Genomic DNA, 20,124 nt, shown 5'->3' with positions numbered 1-20,124 from the left:
ACTCTCCTTATCCCTTACCTTCCACGATTTCGGTATTTACTCTTACTAACAACAAACTCTGGACTGACAATCTCATCAACACTAGAAATAGCTACAAAGGCACCTGGATCAATTTCTGACAAGTAGGTTTTTAACTCTCTCGTCTCCATAGGATTAAGAGCCACGTAAAGCACTTGCTTATCCGACTTCGTGTAAGCACCACCGGCTCTAAAATAGGTGACCCCTCGCCCTAAATTTGTCATGATATGATTGGCAATGTCCTCATGCTGCTCACTGATAATAAACAAGCCTCGAAGGGCGTAGCCACCATTTTCCACCAATTTGACCACCTGACTATACATGAAACTCGCAATCAAGGCATACATCATTTGATTAAGATTGATATAAGTGAGTGAAACAGTCATAACAAAGACATCAATAGCCAGCAAGACTTGATTGAGCTGAATCCCTGTTTGCTTTTCAAGCACACGGGCGATAATATCTGAGCCACCAATAGTCCCACCATAGCGAAAGACTAAACCGCCTCCAAGCCCTGCAATTATCCCCGCAAAAAGAGAAACCACCAAAGCATCTTGGCGCAAATCAATAACCATTGGCAGGCGTTGAAAGAGCCAAACGAACCCATACATGGAAAAAATACCTAGCAAGGTATAGGCCATGCTTTTTCGACCAAAAAGATAGGCTCCTAAAAAGATTAAAGGGAGGTTGATGAGATAACCTGTATAGGTCGGATCAATACCAAATAAAGCATGAAAAACCATTGTTAGACCGGCAAGCCCACCGGCTGCAATATTGTTGGGAAGGTTAAAGTAGACAAAACCAAAAGCGTAGATCGCCGCCCCCATAATAATGAAGCAAACATTTTTGACATGTGAGTGCTGTGAAGTCATCTGATCTCCTTAACCTACATAATCCTTAGTCAAAATCTGCAAAGCGTCCGATAATCTGCACATTCTCAGAAATTGAGACAAAGGCATTAGGATCTGTTTTTTGCATGTAGTATTTAAATTCGTAAAATTCTGCTCGTGTAATAACCGTCAAAAGCACCGCTTTTTTCTCATGATTATAGGTCCCTTCCGCATCATTGATAGAAGTCACCCCACGATGCAACCGCTTATGAATCATCTTGATGACCTTTTCTGGACAACTCGTAATAATCATCGCTTGCATCTTCTTTTGCTTGGTATAGATAGCATTTGTGACGCGACTTGAAACAAAGATGGTGATCATGGAATAAAGGGCGTATTGCCAACCAAAAAGAGCCCCTGCAAACAGCATGATAATACCATTCACCACTAGCGAAATATTACCAACATCTCGCCCTGTTTTTTTACGTATGGTTAAACTGACAATATCTGTGCCACCACTAGAAATCCTTGACTTGAGTCCATAACCAATTCCTATCCCCATGACTAAGCCGCCAAAAACCGCATTGATTAAGGGATCTGGTGTCAAACTGATTTCCGGAACAAACTGGATAAAGACCGAACTCATTGTTACCGTGATGAAAGTAAAGATGGTAAATTTATGCCCAATTTGTTTCCATGCTAATATCAGCAAGGGAAGATTTATCGCGTAAAAAGCTACCGCAACAGGAATTTGGAAACCAAAGCTGCGCAAACTTATAGCAGAAATTACCTGTGATAACCCTGTCACCCCACTCGAATAAACATGGCCTGGTTCAAAAAACCAATTAACAGCAATCGCTGATAAAAGCCCATACAAAAGAGAAGCCGAGATGCGCTCATCGTACTTCTCTCTTGATATGCTTCTGAGCGCCTGCCAGAGACCTAACCTCTTAGCCCAACGACGCACAAAAAATTTCAATTTTTTCCAAAAGGTTGTTTTTTTAATCATGTTCCTTTACAAGAAGAGCCAATTCTTCCAGTTGTTTATCTGCGACTACACTTGGTGCCTGAGTCATTGGATCAGTTGCTTTATTGTTTTTAGGGAAGGCAATCACTTCGCGGATATTATCCTTACCAGCTAAAATCATGACAAAGCGGTCCAAACCAATAGCTAAACCACCGTGCGGCGGGAAGCCAAAGTCCATAGCCTCAAGCAAGAAACCAAATTGCTCACTTGCTTCCTCTGCAGTAAAGCCAAGAGCTTTAAACATGCGCTCTTGCATATCGCGTTTGTAGATACGAAGACTTCCACCACCAAGTTCATAACCATTGAGAACGATGTCATAGGCAACCGCGCGTACATCTGCAAGATTGCCTTCAAGCTCATGAGCTGACGCTTCTGTCGGTAGGGTAAAAGGATGATGAGCAGACATGTAGCGGCCCTCTTCCTCAGACCACTCAAACATTGGCCAATCAACCACCCATAAGAAATTAAACTTAGCGTTGTCAATCATGTCAAGCTCTTTGGCGATACGGCTACGCAAAGCACCTAAAGTGTTATTAGCCACTTCTAGGCTATCTGCCACGAAGAGCACCATGTCATTTTCTTCCAGCTGTAAATGTGCTGTCAACTTATCTTCAATGACTGTCAAGAACTTAGCAACTGGACCTGCCAGGCTTCCTTCGGCCATTTTGACCCAAGCAAGACCTTTAGCGCCAAACTGCTTAGCAAACTCTGTCAACTTGTCAATATCTTTACGCGAGTAGCGGTCTGCATTGCCCTTCACAACGATAGCCTTGACGCTTTCAGCTTCTGAGAAGACTTTGAAATCAACACCCTTAACCAGCTCTGTCAAGTCTTGTAACAACATGTCAAAACGAGTGTCCGGCTTATCCGAACCATAGCTGTTCATGGCAACGTCATAGCTCATGCGTGGAAATGGCAAAGTGACCTCAATACCTTTGGTATCTTTCATCACTTTAGCAATCATGCCCTCAACAATATCTTGGATTTCCTGCTCATTGAGGTAAGACGTCTCTAAGTCGACCTGTGTAAACTCCGGTTGACGGTCTCCACGTAAGTCTTCATCGCGGAAGCATTTGACAATTTGATAATAGCGGTCAAAACCAGCATTCATAAGAAGCTGCTTAGTGATCTGAGGGCTTTGTGGCAAGGCATAGAAATGCCCTTGATTGACACGTGATGGCACCAAGTAATCACGCGCACCTTCTGGTGTTGACTTGGTCAACATAGGTGTTTCCACATCAATAAACTCAAGACCATCAAGATAGTTTCGGATAGAGTGTGTCACACGAGCTCGCAACTTAAAGTTTTCAAGCATTTCTGGGCGACGCAGATCCAAGTAACGGTACTTGAGACGGTTGTCGTCAGATACTTCAACACCATCCTTAATTTCAAAAGGTGTCGTTTTTGCCTGGTTAAGGATTGTTAAGCGAGTCACCTTTAGCTCAACAGCTCCTGTCGGCAAATGATCGTTTGCCTGCTCACGCGCAACCACAAGACCTGTCACTTCGATAACATACTCATTACGCAGGCTTTCTGCAACCGTCATCAGGTCGCTAGAAACTTCCTCAGGATTGATCACCAACTGAATGATTCCCTCACGGTCACGTAAATCAATAAAAATCAATCCACCTAAGTCGCGACGACGACCCACCCATCCTTTAAGGGTGATTTCCTGACCGATGTGCTCTGCGCGCACGCGACCAGCATACATAGAACGTTTTGTCATAATTCTCTTCCTTACTCAAATGTTATTCCTCTCCATTATAGCAGAAAGCACACAAAAACCCCACCCTCATGAGCAGAGTTTTTTTGATTTTTGTTAAATGGCAGAGTAAACTCACACAGGCTTGCTATTTTGCTGCTTTTTTAGCTGCTGCTTCAATAGCTTTTTCGATTGTTTGAGCATATAACTTGGCACCATCTGTGGTAGCATCTGAGAAATGCACGCCATCTGATCCATTCCAAATCTTTGGATTGTCAAGAGCAGCCTGATACCAGTCCGCAACAGTCACATAACTGTATTTTTCCTCTAATGATAATTCATAATTGTGAACCTCTAAGACACGTCCATCCTTCGAATTATAAGGCGTCACAAGAACCAGTCGGTGTCCTTCTGGCAGAGCCTCTACAAACTGGTCGATATCTTCCTTATAGTTATAGAGAGAATTGACACCAACAGCAATAACTACCGTCTTAGCTAACGAGCCATTATCTACTTGATTCTTAAAAACATCATAGGCAAGGTCGAAATTACGACTGACTTCTGAGTCAATCTGAGCTTCTGGAAGAGCGGCTACCAGAGCATCATTAGCTCGTAGCGTCACAGAGTCTCCAATAATCACAATATCACTAATAGCAGTTGCATCTCCAGCCGCCAAGGTGTGTGTACGGCTTAAATTGGTATTGGCTTGAGTCAAACGATCTCCGATAAGATTAGTCTCAAAAGAGCCGACCTTAGGAGCAAATAAGGTAATGCCTAGAGTGACAAGTACCAATCCCGTCAATGTCACAACAAGAGGCTTCTTATAGGCCCTCCAGTCCAAGTTCACCCCTAAAATACTTGGTTCTTTACCGATTAGAATCGGCTCAATAACATAGTAAGAGAGACTTGCAAAAACCAGTGAAAATACTGTTGTAAAAAAGACGGTAAACCCTAAAGGCATAAACTGGCTAAAAATGACATAAAAAGGCCAGTGAAACAGGTAAACACCGTAGCTCGTATCAGACAAGAAGGTCAGAGCTTTTGGCTCATCCCAACCTTGCCATTTGTCATGCAGTATACGTGTGCAATAAATCATCACACAAGCACAGGCACTCGCAGCTAAAAATCCTAGAAGATAAGTGAACATATGATTATAGTCTAGGAACAAGCTTAAGAGCAAAAGCATCGCAGAGCTAATCCCTAAAGCAATAAAAAGATGCTTCAGTGGTCTATTAGCTATCTGCCGTTGGAAATTTTTAGGAATATCTGAAATCCCTGTTATAGTCGCCAAAAAGCTCCCTGCAAAGAAAGGAAAAGCATGCGCTAAACTTGAAAAATAAAGATTGGACACATTAGTCGTTAGAAAAGCACCGACAAACATCGTCAAGTAGCTGATGATAAAAAAAGCTCCCGACGTCAAAAAGAGAATCCCTCTGAGCTGCGCAGAACGCTTCATCCGCCGTGAAATCAGCCAAACCACCAACCCCCACAAAACGTAGAAATGCACCTCAACCGCTAAACTCCAAGTGTGCAAAAAGAGATGAGGGATAAATTGATTCTCATAATTAGCCCCTATCCATATCTCATAAACATTCGTTGTGAATCCCAAGGTTGTCGCAATTTGACGACCAATATCAGCTACAAAGTCCCTTTTCACAAAAAAAGTAAACGGCATCACTACTAATACCATCAACACCAAAGGAGGCACGATGCGATAAAAACGACGGCGCAAGAACGATTTATAATCCACTTTGCCACTACGTGAAAATTCATCCAAAAGAAGTGCCGTTATCAGGTAGCCAGAAAACGTAAAAAAGATATCAACACCGATAAAACCACCGGGAAATAGCGTTTTAAAATAATGATAGAGTAAAACAAGTAACAGCCCTGTTACCCTGACTACGGAAAACCATTTTATTCTCATTGCTGATATATCCCCTGTTTAAATGTCCCTTTATAAACCTTCTTTGCCTTTGTGGTCAAAGTCCCTTCACCATCAGCCAAACCTTTAGAGAAATGCCCTTCATAGGTCCATCCTTGATGTGATGTGAACTTTCCTTTCCCCTCAAAGACTCCACGATCAAAACCACCTTCATAAACGTCTCCATTTTCATAGACTAACTTCCCGGTTCCCGTCATACGGTAGTTTACAATCTCTCCTGTATAGGTAATTTTCCCCTTATTAAAGGTTAGAGTCCCTTGGCTTTTAACAGGAACAGTCAAAACAACCAACCCCAAAAGGACAATGACCACTGCAGAAATCAATTCTATTTTACGACGGCTCCAATCAAATGATTTTAGTTTTGAGAGCACTTGATCAACTATTTTGTTCTCCATTTATTACCTCCAGCCAAGTCTGACAACCACTTTTAACGAGAGTATAAGTCTCTTCAAAATCACCAGTATACCACGGATCTGGGACGCCTCCGTCACAAAAAAGGGCAATTTTATCATCGTAACGCCCCGCCGACAAGGCTTTCAGGTCCCGGACATTTTGAGCATCCATACCAATGACATAGTCGTAATAGGCAAAGTCCCTCGCTTTAAATTGCTGGGAGCTTTTCGTGGTATCAAATGGCACAGCATATTTGGTGAGAATTTTCTGTGTCCCACCATGAATCGGATTCCCATGCTCCCAATTAGAAGTCGCCTTACTGTCGATAAGAAGTTGGCTTCCTTTAGCAATATCCTTCATGACAAACTCAGCCATTGGACTACGACAAATATTCCCAAGACACACAAAACAAACTTTTTTCATTCTCAAGACCTCACTATCTGCCCTTCTATTATATCAAATTTTAAGCATTTGGAAATAAGAAAAGAGCCTAGGCTCTTTTCTTAAATCTCATTAAAATAGCGCTCAAAATCTGTGTATAAGTCATCTAGACAAGCTGTGATTTCTTGGCGTGTGACATTATTTTTCAAAAGGACTTGCCCACTGTGAATCTCGCTTTCTCCCAGGGTGATAATGGTTTTAGCTTTGAGATTATCTGCCGATTTGAACTGGGCCTTAATTTTCCGATTGAGGTAGTCACGTTCTGCAGAAAAGCCTTGTCTGCGAATCGCTTGGACTAATTGCAAAGCTGCTGCATTGGCTTCATCTCCAAGCACAGCGATATAAACATCTAAATCTGTCTCAATCGGTAGTTGGATGCCCTGCTTTTCCAAAACAAGCAAGAGACGCTCCATACCAAGTCCAAAACCAAAACCAGGCGTTTCAGGTCCACCAAAATACTCAACTAGACTATCATAGCGACCGCCAGCACAGATGGTCAACTCAGACTTATCTACTGTCGTGATAAATTCAAAAATCGTGTGGTTATAATAGTCCAGACCACGCACCATGTTAGTATCAATGACATAAGGAATACTGAGGAGTTCCAGCATCTCACGGACACTGTCAAAGTAGTTCTGACTCTCTTCGTCAAGATAATCAAGGATAGACGGCGCATTTTCCACCGCAACTTTATCTTCTTTTTCCTTTGAATCAAGCACGCGCAGAGGATTTTCATCTAAGCGTCGCTGACTATCTTTCGATAGACTCTCACGCAACGGTGTCAAGTAATCAATCAAAGCTTGACGATAAGCCTTACGGCTCTCAGGATTTCCAAGCGTGTTGAGATGTAATGTAACGCCCTTGATGCCTAGCTCTGTGAAAAGCTGGTAGGCCATGGCGATGGTTTCGACGTCTGTCGCTGGATTTTTTGAGCCAAAAACCTCCGCACCAATTTGGTGAAACTCGCGCAAGCGACCAGCCTGTGGGCGTTCGTAGCGGAACATAGACCCCATATAGTACATTTTAACAGGCTTTTGCACTTCTGGGGCAAAGAGCTTGTTTTCCACAAACGAGCGAACTACCGGTGCTGTTCCTTCTGGTCGAAGGGTAATATGACGGTCACCCTTGTCATAAAAATCATACATTTCTTTGGTAACAATATCCGTCGTATCTCCCACAGAGCGTGAAATCACCTCGTAATGCTCAAATATCGGAGTACGGATTTCTCCGCAGTTATACTTTTTGAATGTTTCACGTGCAACTTGTTCCACATATTGCCATTTGGCTGCCTCTTGTGGCAAAATATCTTGCGTTCCTTTTGGTTTTTGTAGTTTCATTTCCATCTTCCTTTACAACTAAATCCTCTTCATTTTACCACAAAAACCTCTAGTTTTCACTAGAGGTTATCTCTATTTGAGATTTTCGCCATTGCTTGCAATGACCTCTTTGTACCAGTCGAAAGATTTCTTCTTATAACGTCTCAGAGTTCCGTTGCCGTCATTGTCCTTATCGACATAGACAAAGCCATAGCGCTTCTTCATCTCACCAGTAGAGGCAGACACTAAATCAATCCAACCCCACGGCGTATAGCCAATCAAATCAACGCCATCCAGTTCAACCGCCTTAATCATTTCTTTGATATGGGCTTCAAGGTAGGCAATTCGGTAATCGTCCTGAACCGTACCATTTTCCAGCACATCATTGGCTCCCAGACCATTTTCAACAATGAAAAGAGGCTTCTGATAGCGGTCATAAAGAGCATTCATCGTGATGCGCAAGCCCACTGGGTCAATCTGCCAGCCCCACTCGCTAGCTTCTAAGTAGTTGTTACGCAGAGTGGCAAAGACATTTCCTTCTGTGCGCTTGGCGTCTTGGTTGAGGGTCCCTGCCATACGCGAAGAATAATAACTAAAACCGATAAAATCGACTGTCCCCTCACGCAATACTGCATCGTCATCATCTGCTTTCTCAAGCACGATACCTTCACGTTCCATGAACTTCACGGCATAACTAGGGTAATAACCACGCGCTTGAACATCTCCAAAAAAGAAGTTCTCACGATTCTTCTCATTGGCCTCTAAAACATCGTTTGGATGAGCTGTTTCGGCGTAAAATTGCCCTGCAGCTAACATGCACCCCACTTGATTTTCTGGATCAATACTCTTTGCAAGTATAACCGCCTTAGCCGACGCCACCAATTCGTTGTGAGCAGCTTGATAAAGCACCTGCGTCCGATTTTCCCCTTCTTCAAAGGAAATAGCTGCGCCCATAAACGGCAAATGCATGAGCATATTGATTTCGTTGAAAGTCATCCAGTATTTGACCTTACCCTTATAGCGAGTAAAGAGCGTTTCAGCGTACTTGACATAACAATCAATCATTTCACGACGCTTCCAAGAACCATATTTATCCACCAAAGCCAAAGGCACATCAAAATGGCAGATTGTGATGACTGGCTCAATACCATGCGCCAGCAATTCGCCAATCAAGGTATCATAAAAAGCAAGACCTTCTTGATTAGGCTCAGCCTCTTCCCCAGTTGGAAAAATCCGCGACCAAGACACCGAGAAACGATAGGCTTTAAAGCCCATCTCCGCCATCAAAGCCACATCTTCCTTGACATGACTGTAGTGGTCAATGGCTTCACGTGATGGGTAATATTGCCCCTCTGGCACATCCTGATAAGCTAACTTTCCGGTCATCACAGGAAAACGATACTCTCCTTTGGGAATAACATCGACAGAACCTAGACCTCGTCCGCCTTTGTCAAAGCCTCCCTCAAGTTGATTGGCAGCAGTCGCTCCCCCCCATAAAAAATTCTTTGGTAAACTCATAACAATCCCTTTCCAATAAGCAAGGGCTGATAATCAGCCCTAGTGTTTATGCTTCGTCCTTATACAAAATAAAGGTAACGATAAATGAAATCACAACAGAAAGAACAAGCCCCGTAATCGCTGTGTAGAAGTACTTAAGAGTATCCTCACCGATGTAAGAAGCGATGGTTAAAAGACCAGGTGAGCCACCCGCAAAGTTACGAGCACCCATAATACCAAGGAAGAAACCGCCAATACCTCCAGCTGTCATGGTTCCGATAAGTGCAGCACGATTTTGAAGCGTCACACCATAAAGCGCAGGCTCTGTAATCCCAAAGATAGCTGTAATACCTGCTGATGAAGCAAGGGCTTTTTTATCCGTATCTTTTGATTTGATGGCAATAGCTAGCGCTGCACCACCTTGCGCCACGTTTGAAGCAAGCATACCAGGCTGCGCAATCGTATCATAACCAATGGTCATACGGTTGTTGATACCAATAGACACCAATCCGTAGTGCGTCCCTGTCATAACAAGGAAAGGAGAGAAAATACCGACAATCGTTGGTACTACCCAAGGACCAAGTTTTTCAAGGGCTTTGAAGAAATCTCCCAACCAAGTTCCCAAAATTGAACCAGCAGGACCAAGAACAACAAGCGCCACAACTGCAGTTGTCAAGGCTGCAATCAAAGGTACCGAGAAGAACTTAATAGCTTTTGGTGAAATCTTATCCGCAAAACGCTCCACATAAGACATAAACCAAACAGACAAGATTACTGGAATAACCGTTGAGGAGTAGCCAGCTGGTGTGATTGGCAACCCAAACAAACCTAGGCTATCACCTGACTCCTTAGCCGCAACTACCATAGCTGAGAACGTTGGGTGCAAAAGAATCGCACCAATCAACATCCCAAGATAAGGATTTGCCTTAAATTGACGAGCCGCTGTTCCTCCAAGAAAGACCGGAAGGAAGTAAAAACCAGCATCGCCGATAAAGTTAAGAATCTGATAGTTAGTATCATCTGCCGTCACAACTTTAAAGACAACTAACAATGACAGAACAGCCTTTATCATACCCGCTGCCGTAATAACAGGTAAGATTGGTGTAAAGATGCCTGAAATAGCAGCCAAGACTTTTTGACCAATAGTTTGATGCTCCTCGGTATTAGCTGCCGTGTGATCTTTTGGAGTGCCAATCAGGTCTGTTAACGGATTGTAGACATTTTGCACATCACTTCCGATAACCACTTGGAACTGTCCTCCACTTTTTACCACTGTCACAACACCCGCTGTTGCTTTTAGCGCTTCTTCATCTGCTTTGGCTTCGTCTGCCAAGACAAAACGCAAGCGCGTCGCACAGTGCGTTAGACTGTTGACATTTTCCTTACCACCGACCTTTGATAAAATATCAGTCGCCAATGCTTTATAATCCATATAATTTCCTTTCTCAAAGGTTTGGTAAACCTTTTCCTCTTTTGATATAATTAATCTTACCATGTTATCCTGTGGCAAGAAAGCCCTTTCAGCGTTTTGTGAACAACGTTCACACATTTCATTTTATTTAGTCTTTAATCTGTAAACAGCGTTTACAAAAATTAACTTAGGAGCCTAGCTATGCTATTACATGAGAAAATCGAAAACATCATCTTCTCTCCCAGCGAACAGCTGGTTATTGACTACCTTTTAGGGGAAAGTGCCGAGCTAGAAAACCTGACAACCCAAGGGATTGCTAATGCTACCTTTACCTCCAAATCTCTGACCGTTAAAATCGCTAAGAAACTCGGTTATTCAGGTTGGAACGACCTCAAAAACGCCCTTATCCTAGAGCGGGACTATTTGGCTAATCATGCTACGGATATTGATGTCAACTACCCCTTTGCAGCTACTGACCATATCCTAACCATCGCCAAAAACATCGCCCAAGTGAAACAAGATGCTATAAAAGACACCTTGTCACTCAACAACGGGAAAAGCCTTAACGCAGCGATTTCACTGATTAACAAAGCAGAGCATTGCCACGTCTTTGCTATTGGTAACAATATCCTACTTGCAAAAGAATTCGAGTACAACATGCGTCGCATCCGTCAAGCTACCACGGTCTACGACTATCATGGAGATATTTTTTTCGGTGCAACGCTAGCTTCTGAAAAAGACTGTGCACTGGTCATCAGCTACTCAGGAGAAACAGAGCCTCTACGCCGTGTGATGAAACTATTAAAACGCAATCATGTTCCTGTTATTCTCATGACCAACATCGGAGAAAGCACCTTGTCAAAACAAGCAGATGTAATTCTCCGCTTATCCACACGCGAGCGTCTGTATTCCAAAATTGCAACCTTTGCTAACGACTCCGCCATCAGCTACCTACTAGACGTTCTCTACTCAGGTATTTTTGCACAAAATTATCAGGCTAATGCCGATCTTAGAAAGACATCATCTCGTCACGTCGAAGTTACCCGCCCATCAGACTCCCAACTCTTAATGGAAAAAGAGAGCAGGCAAGAAAAGTCATAAGAAAAGTCAATCTTCCCACCGTCACAAACGAAAAGAAGATTGACTTTTTTCGCTATACTATTCTCCCCAGACCTTATCTGTAATGGTCTTAATCAAACGTAATTTTCTCCACTCATCTTCTTCTGTCAAGATGTTGCCTTCTTCAGTTGAAGCAAAGCCACACTGCGTCGAAATGCCCAGATTTTTTAGAGGAACAAGCTGCGCTGCTTCTTGAATGCGCGTCACAATCGCATCCACATCTTCCAAAGTAGGATCTTTTGAAGTGATAACTCCAAGCACCAACTCAACATTATCACGACCATTCCAAATATCTACTAACGGAGCAAAGTCTCCTGAACGCTCATCGTCATACTCAAGGAAGAAAATGTCATAGTTGAGCTGACCAAGGTATTTTGAAATGGTGTGATAGCCACCTTCAAACAGATAAGTTGACTTAAAGTTTCCACGACAAATGTGTGTTGCCACTGTGAGGTCTTCTGGTAGCCCATCCAAAACCTTATTGATGACATAGACATCATCTTCTGCGATTTTCTCAAACACACGGCGCTCTTCTGGTTGTTCTTTATGGTCTTCTAGTTGTTGAATCAAATAAGCCCATGTCGTATCATCTAGTTGCACATAACGCGCACCCAAATCATAAAAACGCTTGATAGTGTCTTGATAAGCCTGTGCTAGACCGTCAAGAAAGTCTGTCCAGCTATCATAGTAGTCAGCATACAAGTCACTACGGTGATCACGATTGATAACCAAAGACGGGCTCGGGATAGTGATTTTTGGCGTGATGCCCTCTGGTGTGATGGATTTTAAATACTCAAAATCACGGTAAAATGGGTGATTAGGGTTTTCAGCTACCTTACCATTTAAGCGAACATTGGTTGTGCGCGTCTTAGCACCATGGAATTTATAAGAATCCTCTTGCAAATAGGCTTCAAAACCTGTCAACTCCCACAAGAAATCTAGATGCCACCAAGAACGTCCAAACTCACCGTCAGAAACAACCTTAAGGCCATTTTCAACTTCGTGATGTACCAAATCTTTTACCAATTGGTCTTGAGTGGTTAAAAGCTCCTCTTTTGAAATTTCCCCTTTAGCAAATTGCTCACGCGCTTCTTTAAGAGCCTGCGGGCGCAGGTAACTGCCTACGTGATCAAAATGAAATTGTGTCTTTGTCATGATAATCTCCTTGAAAATATGTTGTATTTTCATTTTACTCAAAAATGATATAAGTGTAAATTATATCTTTTCTATATTTTTATATAGAAAATAACTATAACAAAAGACCTGCTCTGCTATTTTTCAAAAAGAGCAAAAAAATCTGTCAAGTAACTTTACTTTACAAAAAAGATTTGCTATACTGTTAAAGTTGGCGAAAGCTAAAACAGACACTTGAAAGGAAACTAAAGAAAATGGCAGTACCTGCACGTCACACTTCAAAAGCGAAGAAAAACAAACGTCGTACACACTACAAATTGACTGCTCCATCAGTACAATTTGACGAAACTACTGGGGATTACTCACGTTCTCACCGTGTATCTTTGAAAGGATACTACAAAGGACGTAAAATCGCTAAAGCAGCTAAATAATAGAAGGGAGATACCATGCGCGTAAATATTACACTTGAACACAAAGAATCTGGTGAGCGTTTGTACCTTACTTCAAAAAACAAACGTAACACTCCAGACCGTCTTCAATTGAAAAAATACTCACCAAAATTGCGTAAGCACGTGATTTTCACCGAGGTTAAGTAAGGGTTTCATTACACGTCAACAGGCGTCAAAACATTGATTTTATGCGGTTTTTGATTTTTTGAAATTCATTACATTGCAGTACAAATCAATAAAAACTCTACCTTTTACTCTACCTTTTTTAGATAAATATATCATTTGGATATTGAAGTTAAGCCCTGCTATCATTTCGATGGCAGGGCTTTTTGATTTTTTATATTTTTACAGAGCTTTTATATTTCAAGTTACAATAGGTATTTCAAAAATTTTATCACTTGACATTGTAATCCTCTCTGTAACTTTTCCAATTTATCTATCTTTAAATAAATAAAACCCCTTTGTAATACAATAAAAGATAACTAACAAACAAAGAATAATAAGGCTAGGTTGCCAAAAACCTGCTATTTCTGCTAAACTCTGCCCTAAACGTTGCCCTATAAAGCGAACTAACATTAACACAATAGCATTAAAAATTACAGAGACAAATGAAATTATTATTGAGTGCATTATTGCTTCTGCAATGCGTATTTTAAAAAGTTGTAATTTTGTTATGCCTAATATTTGTAACTGTCTAATATCTTCAATGTCTTTATTAGAAGATAATATTGTGATAGAAATAAAACTAGTAATAATAAGCACAATTGGTGCAGATAGATAGGCAATGAAGGAGGCTCTTGCTTCGTGGACACTATTTATAGTATTCATAAATGAGTACATATTTCTGGTATAGAGGATGAATCCAGAAATGAGAGTTATCCCCATAGTCATCGAAGTCTGTATACTCTTCAAATAACTAGGATTGTATAGTAGGTTCCAAAAACTTGTATTGATTGCATAATTTTCAGATGGGAGAATCTTCATTAATAATTTTATTAAACAAATCTGGGTGGACGGAGATAGAACTTGAATAATTAATATATGAGTAATCAATAAAAATAAAATCATACCAGATTGTGTCACAATCACTTCTCTATTATTGGTAAAACCTGCTGAAATAATAATACCTATACACAATAACCATAAGAATAGACGAACAGAAACATTAATAAACTTAGTCGCTTTAACTCTCCAATTTCTACCATTTGATTTTGAATTTGATTCTTTTTTTAATAATCGAATAGAATAAAAATAAGCTCCTAATCCAACAATTGTTGGTACTATTAAAATACTCAATAATACAGTCTGAATATTGGATGTAATAACCAAATCAGGTAATTCATCTCTTCCTAATAAATTTTGTAAAAATTTATAGTAACTATCTGTCACAACGAAGGAAAGGATTGTCCCAAAACTGCTAACAATGACTGCCATTATGGAAAATTGACCAGCTACAAGTAAAGATAGCTGAGATTTACTCGCACCTAAGATAGTCCATAACTCATAGTCCTTTTTAAATATGTCTATTAGCAATCTTATATTATTTGAAATGAGAAAAAATAGAGTAATACCTCCAAATATAATCAACATCTGAAAAAGTTGCGAAGCATTGATATTTGAAATTCTTGATGAGCTAGTAATGCCAAATAAAGATGTCCCAACAATTAGGCTAGATACAAGTAATAATGGAATTGTCCCAAACCATTGTCTCTTTGAATACTGAAACTGATACACAATAAGTCTTAACATATACTCTCACCTCTCTTGCCAATAGTTTCAAGAGCCTGATAAAGTTCTTCAGCTGATGGATTAGTAATTTCTTGCGAAATGTAACCATCTTTTAAAATAAATGCTTTATCTGTTTTAGATGCAAGCTCAATGTCATGTGTAACCATTAAAACACACTTCCCCTCATCAGCCATCTTTCTAAGCGATTCAAAAATCAATTTCCTAGAAATACTGTCTAAAGCACCAGTCGGCTCATCAGCAAAAATAACCTTACTATCTGATAAAATAGCACGAGAAATAGCAACCTTCTGCTGTTCTCCTCCTGATAGTGTTGATACTAATGACGATAGGTCGGCTTTAAAATTCAGATTATCCAATAAGGTTTTTACTTGATTCCTATCGGCAGTCTTCCCTGAAAGTCTTAGAGGTAGTGTAACATTTTCCAATGCTGGTAGAGCAGGAACTAGATTATAATTTTGAAAAATAATAGCAATGTCTTCACGTCTAAATTTAGCCAGTTTGCCATCTTTTAGCCTATATGGATTCACACCATTTATAACAACCTCGCCACTAGATGGCTCTGATAAACTTGCTAAGCAATTTAGCAAAGTTGACTTTCCTGAGCCACTGATACCTAATATGGAGATAAATTCACCATAATCCGCGGATAATGTCACTCCCTTTAGTACCGACACCTTCTTATTTTTTTCCAGTAGAAAATCTTTTGTTAGGTCAATTGCATTAACAGCTACATTATTAAACATAGTATCCTCCTAATTTTAATTTTTTACTAAATGTTATTTTCGGTTAATGATTTACTAAATTAAAAATACATTAATACTATTCATGAATCCCTGCATTGTTGAGTGAATCAAACAAAATAGAATCAACCTCTAGTGTTCGCAATATTTGATGTATTCGCCTAGAAATCTTATGTCTGAACATAGCTGAATCACTTATAAATTCTGTATCTTTTGATAAAGCATTTTCAAATTTTGTCAGTTCATATTTTTCAAATGAATAAATAGATTGTTTTAGCTCTTGAACTAATTCATCTCTAGAGAGCGATTCAGCATTTTCTGATAAATATTTTTTAATTAGCTTATTTTTGATGTTATTACCATCAATCACATATTCAAACGGTTGGCTAAACATTTGAAAAGTATGATTGAATTTTTCAAGAAGCCCCTCATTTATTAGCACACTCTCTAATGCCATTATTTGTGAGGGATAAATGAATTTCCATTTTTTGAAAAAACTTAAAATTTCTTGAAATCTTTGCTTTTCAACATCTCGTGCTGATTGATGAATAAATACTTTATCATTAACATTTTGAATGAATTCATCTATCACAGAAAACATTTCGGTTTGGAAGCTTTCCTGGGTTGATTTTTCTGACAGCCTAGAAAGGATTTCTTTGGGCGAATGTGGGTCAAGATAAAGAATTTTTGTAGGGTATTGTCGCCTCTCTATTTCGTGTTTCAATGCAAAAAGATATGGTTCTGTCATTAAAAATGGAGTTTTGCCTTTGCCAAATGAGCCATTCAGTTCCTCATAAATCTCCCTCATTTCAACTTTATCAACATCATTCAGCAATTCATCAAAAGCTGATAAAATTATACTCTGCTCCAAATCCGAATCCAAAAAAAGCTTATCATATTTGGGAAATACATGTAGTTTCTCATAATACTCTTTTTCTGTTCCATCGCTATAATCTAGATAAAATTGTTCTTTTTGAGACCAACCATAAATAGTTTTCATAAACCAGTCATCGTCAGACTGGTCTTTTTTTCGTTTATGAATTTCCAAATAAGTGCCGATAATGTCTGAACGCAATATCTTTTGAATCTGACTACGTTTCATGGTTAAGTAATCACCATCTTTATCGTTATCAGAATTCCAATGCTTTCTCAACTCAGACTCAGCTTCCTCATATGTATACCATTTATTAGCTTCTATAATCTCTTTTACTTTTTGTTTGTCTTCTTTAGATAGCATGCGATTTCTGCCTCCTACTCATTTATATTTTACCACTTTCTTACAAAGAGCATAATAAACAACCTCATTAAATTTTGAGTAAGATAATAGTGTAAGAGAAATCTTGCAGAAATATTTAATACAGTCCCAAATGGTGGCCACCAAATGGAACGGAATGAAACAGATATGATGATATAGCAATAAAGGTTATATCTTGTATAGAATTGTTTCGCCGTCATTTGGTGTGCCATTTTGCACCTATAGGCATTCAATTTTTGCTCATATTCGCTTCTTTCCGCTCCTAAAATTGGGCTGTTGGAAAGAGGCAGATATGCAAATCCACTACCCTACAAATCTTGAATTAGTAGCTGGTCTTGAACCACATGAACAAGAATTTTGGTTAAAAGTCCTAGATGATATGGACAGACAAGAAGAAAACTATCAACGTAAAATGAGATACCATCAAGTATCTAGCTTAGACTTTGTAGTATCCGAAGATGGACGTGAAACCACACTTCAAGAATTGGTCACGAGCGATTCCTATTCTAGCGAAGACTATATTATAGAACAGATTGATGAACAGTTGTTTCAAGAAGCAATCTCTGAATTGGATATGAAACATCGTATCGTTTTTAAAGCTATATTTGAAAATGGTCTAAATGTTACAAAAGCTAGTCAACTAATTGGTCGGTCTGATAAGACTGCTAAAAAGTACTACAAGGAATCCTGTAAGCAGGTTCTTAAAAAAATGCAATCATAATAGATTAACTAGTAGTCAACAAAAAGACTACTAGTTTTTTTCAAAAAAATTCCGAAAACCATATTCTGAATCTCCTATATATAGGAGGTGATGGATATGACCTAGATACAGTATCCAGCTCATGATAAAAACCGAGCACGTCTCATTCACATTATTTTCTATTACACAGGAGGAACTGCCGATGGCATTCAAAATGAAAACCACAAAAGGTGGTTATACCACTTCATTGGCTGACAAAATCATCAGTCAAAAACAACCGATTTTCTCACTTAGTTCCGAGCTTGAACCACAACAACGATTTGAAGATGGCAAGCCGACAGGAGAAATCGTAGCTTATAAAGCATGGTTTGTACAAGAAGGGCAAGACCCTTTCCAAGTCAAGTTTGAAGATTCCATTAAGCTACCAGCTTTTCAATCCATGATTCAATTTGATACACTACAAGCCTGCGAAGTAAAATACAATATTTACTTCAAGGCGAGTGGTATTAAGGAGGTTCGATAATGGTTTCACAATCTCATGATGTGCTGAACCAAACTTTCCTGCAATCTTATCTGCTCCAGAGCCTAAACATGGCTCTGGGGGCTTTAATGCAGGGAGAAACCAGCTATACTAATTCCTTTAACATAATTATCCAAGAAGACGGCTTTGTCTTTGTCCCTCGCCTTCCGTGTGCCTACATCCTTGATGATGACTTGTACAAGAAAATCTTTCTGATTGCTAACGCTTCCCTATACCCTCAATATACCTTATTGAAGCAAAATGCGACCTATTTTATCCCCCTTAAAACAGATGATTTACACGTACAACGTGGTCTCTTTTTCCCATGGAAGGAGGGAATTTCAGAACGTCTTGTAATTCCTGAATTAGATAAGTTTTCAGCTAACTTACCGCAGGGAAAAATCCCAATCATGAAAAACTTTGAACTCAATTTAGATAAGGTAAATCACTGGGCTATTGCTGGAAATTCGGGTTCAGGAAAATCGTACGCTATCACTTACTTCTTGAGTGTCCTGAAGCATATGTCTGACTTGATAATTATTGACCCTAAATTCGACACCCCAAGCCGATGGGCTAGAGAAAATCACATTGCGGTTATCCACCCTGTCGAAAATCGTTCAAAATCCGATTTTGTTTCACAGGTTAATGAACAACTAAGTCAGTGTGCAACTCTCATTCAGAAAAGGCAAGCTATCTTGTATGATAATCCTAACCATCAATTTCCCCATCTAACCATTGTCATTGATGAAGTGCTTGCTCTATCAGAGGGAGTCAATAAGAACATCAAAGAAGCCTTTTTCTCCTTGCTCTCACAAATTGCCTTGTTAGGGAGAGCAACTAAAATTCATCTCTTCTTAGTTAGCCAACGTTTTGACCACAATACGATTCCCATATCAGTAAGGGAACAAGTAAACGTACTATTACAAATTGGAAATATAAATCAGAAAACCACCCAATTTTTATTTCCTGACTTAGACCCTGAAGGGATTGTTATTCCAACTGGACATGGTACAGGTATCATTCAAGTTATTGATAATGAACACCCCTATCAGGTTCTGCCTCTGCTCTGCCCAACTTACTACACTAAACGAGGTATCCTATGACAACTAAAACCTATTTCATGAGAAGTTTCAATTTCATTCTGAATCTGCTTCTCATCGCTCCTATCTTGTATTTGTTCGGTTGGCTTTTCAATAGTCTATCTATTCAATTGAATACCAATACTCTGTTCAAGTTGGAGACTGTCATGACTATTACTGATAAAATCAGTTCTATTAGTTACGGACTAGCTCTCATTTGCTTGTCCTTATCCTTAGTATTGATTGGAATAGAAATTGTCAAACGGTGGAAAACAGACACACTTATGAACTATGTGAAATCTGTTTATCATACTTTTTCTCTTAGAAATTTCTTATTTCAACGTGAAAAAGTACAGAAAGTAACAAGTCCTGAACATCAGACTGTACCAACATCAACCCCTGTAAACAACGGATTTAATCGAGCTGTCCGTAAATGTATGGTTGATATTCAGACTGATTCTGTCACTATCTTCATCAAAGTTCCAAGAGACCAACAGGGACAAAAAATTCTAAAGGATATGGAAGCACTATTAAAAGAGGAAATTGCTAGTCAGCATACTGATTACTATTTCTCATCTCCTATTCGAGTCCGCAATCAATTATGGTTCATTGGTAAAAAACGTTAATCTTTGGGGGCTGTGGCTTGCATTAGCAAGAGCCAAACAGCCCCCCCTTTTTTTATTATGTTCTATTCAACCATGAGCTCTTGGGGTTACTACGACCCCCAATAGCTCAATAATCAATAATCACAAATTTTGTCCAAAAAATTCCGAAAAGTATACCCAAAATCTCCTATATATAG

20 protein-coding genes are annotated in these 20,124 nt (G+C 39.7%); 7 read left to right on the top strand and 13 right to left on the bottom strand.

The window, feature by feature from the left end; translation table 11 throughout:
• Positions 1 to 14: 14 nt before the first annotated feature.
• From G575_RS0106895 to G575_RS0106855, 9 genes are all read right to left on the bottom strand, one after another.
• A complete protein-coding gene (locus tag G575_RS0106895) occupies positions 15 to 890 on the bottom strand; it encodes a YitT family protein (protein ID WP_027972090.1) in 876 nt (291 codons plus the stop codon).
• A 25-nt stretch (positions 891 to 915) separates the two neighbouring features.
• Positions 916 to 1,857, bottom strand: coding sequence for a YitT family protein (locus G575_RS0106890; protein WP_027972089.1), 942 nt, complete (start codon positions 1,855 to 1,857; stop codon positions 916 to 918).
• Positions 1,850 to 3,601, bottom strand: coding sequence for an aspartate--tRNA ligase (aspS, locus tag G575_RS0106885; RefSeq protein WP_037622814.1), 1,752 nt, complete (start codon positions 3,599 to 3,601; stop codon positions 1,850 to 1,852). The genes G575_RS0106890 and aspS overlap by 8 nt, the downstream gene beginning before the upstream one ends.
• 124 nt (positions 3,602 to 3,725) lie before the next feature.
• On the bottom strand, positions 3,726 to 5,501 hold the full coding sequence (locus tag G575_RS0106880; RefSeq protein ID WP_027972087.1) for an acyltransferase family protein: 1,776 nt from the start codon (positions 5,499 to 5,501) through the stop codon (positions 3,726 to 3,728).
• Complete coding sequence (locus G575_RS0106875; RefSeq protein WP_051176972.1) at positions 5,498 to 5,914, bottom strand: MORN repeat-containing protein; 417 nt, start codon at positions 5,912 to 5,914, stop codon at positions 5,498 to 5,500. The genes G575_RS0106880 and G575_RS0106875 overlap by 4 nt, the downstream gene beginning before the upstream one ends.
• On the bottom strand, positions 5,895 to 6,335 hold the full coding sequence (locus G575_RS0106870) for a low molecular weight protein-tyrosine-phosphatase (RefSeq protein ID WP_027972085.1): 441 nt from the start codon (positions 6,333 to 6,335) through the stop codon (positions 5,895 to 5,897). The genes G575_RS0106875 and G575_RS0106870 overlap by 20 nt, the downstream gene beginning before the upstream one ends.
• An 80-nt stretch (positions 6,336 to 6,415) precedes the next feature.
• Positions 6,416 to 7,690, bottom strand: a complete 1,275-nt coding sequence (gene hisS / locus G575_RS0106865) for a histidine--tRNA ligase (RefSeq protein WP_027972084.1) — start codon at positions 7,688 to 7,690, stop codon at positions 6,416 to 6,418.
• A gap of 72 nt (positions 7,691 to 7,762) precedes the next feature.
• Complete coding sequence (locus G575_RS0106860; protein WP_027972083.1) at positions 7,763 to 9,187, bottom strand: 6-phospho-beta-glucosidase; 1,425 nt, start codon at positions 9,185 to 9,187, stop codon at positions 7,763 to 7,765.
• A 46-nt stretch (positions 9,188 to 9,233) separates the two neighbouring features.
• Positions 9,234 to 10,598, bottom strand: a complete 1,365-nt coding sequence (locus tag G575_RS0106855) for a PTS transporter subunit EIIC (protein WP_027972082.1) — start codon at positions 10,596 to 10,598, stop codon at positions 9,234 to 9,236.
• Between the two features lie 180 nt (positions 10,599 to 10,778).
• On the opposite strand from G575_RS0106855, the gene G575_RS0106850 reads away from it, so the two are divergent.
• On the top strand, positions 10,779 to 11,678 hold the full coding sequence (locus G575_RS0106850; RefSeq protein ID WP_027972081.1) for a MurR/RpiR family transcriptional regulator: 900 nt from the start codon (positions 10,779 to 10,781) through the stop codon (positions 11,676 to 11,678).
• Positions 11,679 to 11,735: 57 nt separating this feature from the next.
• On the opposite strand, the gene G575_RS0106845 is transcribed toward G575_RS0106850, so the two are convergent.
• On the bottom strand, positions 11,736 to 12,851 hold the full coding sequence (locus tag G575_RS0106845) for a vitamin B12 independent methionine synthase (protein ID WP_027972080.1): 1,116 nt from the start codon (positions 12,849 to 12,851) through the stop codon (positions 11,736 to 11,738).
• A gap of 233 nt (positions 12,852 to 13,084) precedes the next feature.
• Here G575_RS0106845 and rpmF point away from each other — a divergent pair, with 233 nt between their 5' ends.
• Complete coding sequence (rpmF, locus tag G575_RS0106840) at positions 13,085 to 13,261, top strand: 50S ribosomal protein L32 (protein WP_027972079.1); 177 nt, start codon at positions 13,085 to 13,087, stop codon at positions 13,259 to 13,261.
• A 15-nt stretch (positions 13,262 to 13,276) separates the two neighbouring features.
• On the top strand, positions 13,277 to 13,426 hold the full coding sequence (gene rpmG / locus G575_RS0106835; RefSeq protein WP_002262412.1) for a 50S ribosomal protein L33: 150 nt from the start codon (positions 13,277 to 13,279) through the stop codon (positions 13,424 to 13,426).
• A 285-nt stretch (positions 13,427 to 13,711) separates the two neighbouring features.
• Here rpmG and G575_RS0106830 read toward each other — a convergent pair whose 3' ends face one another.
• The 3 genes from G575_RS0106830 to G575_RS0106820 all read right to left on the bottom strand — a co-directional run bounded on the left by G575_RS0106830 (position 13,712) and on the right by G575_RS0106820 (position 17,005).
• Positions 13,712 to 15,028, bottom strand: coding sequence for an FtsX-like permease family protein (locus G575_RS0106830; RefSeq protein WP_027972078.1), 1,317 nt, complete (start codon positions 15,026 to 15,028; stop codon positions 13,712 to 13,714).
• Entirely contained in the window at positions 15,022 to 15,771 is a 750-nt protein-coding gene (locus G575_RS0106825) for an ABC transporter ATP-binding protein (protein ID WP_027972077.1), read from the bottom strand. Before G575_RS0106825 ends, G575_RS0106830 begins: the two co-directional genes overlap by 7 nt.
• A gap of 76 nt (positions 15,772 to 15,847) precedes the next feature.
• Complete coding sequence (locus tag G575_RS0106820; RefSeq protein WP_027972076.1) at positions 15,848 to 17,005, bottom strand: hypothetical protein; 1,158 nt, start codon at positions 17,003 to 17,005, stop codon at positions 15,848 to 15,850.
• A 310-nt stretch (positions 17,006 to 17,315) separates the two neighbouring features.
• On the opposite strand from G575_RS0106820, the gene G575_RS0106815 reads away from it, so the two are divergent.
• The 4 genes from G575_RS0106815 (at position 17,316) to G575_RS0106800 (ending at position 19,948) form a co-directional block, all read left to right on the top strand.
• On the top strand, positions 17,316 to 17,744 hold the full coding sequence (locus G575_RS0106815) for an RNA polymerase sigma factor (RefSeq protein WP_027972075.1): 429 nt from the start codon (positions 17,316 to 17,318) through the stop codon (positions 17,742 to 17,744).
• 181 nt (positions 17,745 to 17,925) lie between these two features.
• A complete protein-coding gene (locus tag G575_RS0106810) occupies positions 17,926 to 18,246 on the top strand; it encodes a hypothetical protein (RefSeq protein ID WP_027972074.1) in 321 nt (106 codons plus the stop codon).
• Positions 18,246 to 19,346 (top strand): P-loop NTPase family protein, encoded by a 1,101-nt coding sequence (locus G575_RS0106805; RefSeq protein ID WP_027972073.1) that lies wholly within the window; start codon positions 18,246 to 18,248, stop codon positions 19,344 to 19,346. Before G575_RS0106810 ends, G575_RS0106805 begins: the two co-directional genes overlap by 1 nt.
• Entirely contained in the window at positions 19,343 to 19,948 is a 606-nt protein-coding gene (locus G575_RS0106800) for a DUF502 domain-containing protein (RefSeq protein ID WP_027972072.1), read from the top strand. Before G575_RS0106805 ends, G575_RS0106800 begins: the two co-directional genes overlap by 4 nt.
• Positions 19,949 to 20,124: the final 176 nt, after the last annotated feature.

It is taken from the genome of Streptococcus plurextorum DSM 22810, assembly GCF_000423745.1.
GTDB classification, from domain to species: Bacteria; Bacillota; Bacilli; order Lactobacillales; family Streptococcaceae; genus Streptococcus; species Streptococcus plurextorum.
This window is presented reverse-complemented; position numbering and strand designations above follow the sequence as displayed.

What these genes read in the sequence shown, in the direction of transcription:
- G575_RS0106895 (WP_027972090.1), bottom strand. Translation starts at nt 890, where the DNA reads ATGACTTCACAGCACTCACATGTCAAAAATGTTTGCTTCATTATTATG.
- G575_RS0106890 (WP_027972089.1), bottom strand. Translation starts at nt 1,857, where the DNA reads ATGATTAAAAAAACAACCTTTTGGAAAAAATTGAAATTTTTTGTGCGT.
- aspS (WP_037622814.1), bottom strand. Translation starts at nt 3,601, where the DNA reads ATGACAAAACGTTCTATGTATGCTGGTCGCGTGCGCGCAGAGCACATC.
- G575_RS0106880 (WP_027972087.1), bottom strand. Translation starts at nt 5,501, where the DNA reads ATGAGAATAAAATGGTTTTCCGTAGTCAGGGTAACAGGGCTGTTACTT.
- G575_RS0106875 (WP_051176972.1), bottom strand. Translation starts at nt 5,914, where the DNA reads ATGGAGAACAAAATAGTTGATCAAGTGCTCTCAAAACTAAAATCATTT.
- G575_RS0106870 (WP_027972085.1), bottom strand. Translation starts at nt 6,335, where the DNA reads ATGAAAAAAGTTTGTTTTGTGTGTCTTGGGAATATTTGTCGTAGTCCA.
- hisS (WP_027972084.1), bottom strand. Translation starts at nt 7,690, where the DNA reads ATGAAACTACAAAAACCAAAAGGAACGCAAGATATTTTGCCACAAGAG.
- G575_RS0106860 (WP_027972083.1), bottom strand. Translation starts at nt 9,187, where the DNA reads ATGAGTTTACCAAAGAATTTTTTATGGGGGGGAGCGACTGCTGCCAAT.
- G575_RS0106855 (WP_027972082.1), bottom strand. Translation starts at nt 10,598, where the DNA reads ATGGATTATAAAGCATTGGCGACTGATATTTTATCAAAGGTCGGTGGT.
- G575_RS0106850 (WP_027972081.1), top strand. Translation starts at nt 10,779, where the DNA reads ATGCTATTACATGAGAAAATCGAAAACATCATCTTCTCTCCCAGCGAA.
- G575_RS0106845 (WP_027972080.1), bottom strand. Translation starts at nt 12,851, where the DNA reads ATGACAAAGACACAATTTCATTTTGATCACGTAGGCAGTTACCTGCGC.
- rpmF (WP_027972079.1), top strand. Translation starts at nt 13,085, where the DNA reads ATGGCAGTACCTGCACGTCACACTTCAAAAGCGAAGAAAAACAAACGT.
- rpmG (WP_002262412.1), top strand. Translation starts at nt 13,277, where the DNA reads ATGCGCGTAAATATTACACTTGAACACAAAGAATCTGGTGAGCGTTTG.
- G575_RS0106830 (WP_027972078.1), bottom strand. Translation starts at nt 15,028, where the DNA reads ATGTTAAGACTTATTGTGTATCAGTTTCAGTATTCAAAGAGACAATGG.
- G575_RS0106825 (WP_027972077.1), bottom strand. Translation starts at nt 15,771, where the DNA reads ATGTTTAATAATGTAGCTGTTAATGCAATTGACCTAACAAAAGATTTT.
- G575_RS0106820 (WP_027972076.1), bottom strand. Translation starts at nt 17,005, where the DNA reads ATGCTATCTAAAGAAGACAAACAAAAAGTAAAAGAGATTATAGAAGCT.
- G575_RS0106815 (WP_027972075.1), top strand. Translation starts at nt 17,316, where the DNA reads ATGCAAATCCACTACCCTACAAATCTTGAATTAGTAGCTGGTCTTGAA.
- G575_RS0106810 (WP_027972074.1), top strand. Translation starts at nt 17,926, where the DNA reads ATGGCATTCAAAATGAAAACCACAAAAGGTGGTTATACCACTTCATTG.
- G575_RS0106805 (WP_027972073.1), top strand. Translation starts at nt 18,246, where the DNA reads ATGGTTTCACAATCTCATGATGTGCTGAACCAAACTTTCCTGCAATCT.
- G575_RS0106800 (WP_027972072.1), top strand. Translation starts at nt 19,343, where the DNA reads ATGACAACTAAAACCTATTTCATGAGAAGTTTCAATTTCATTCTGAAT.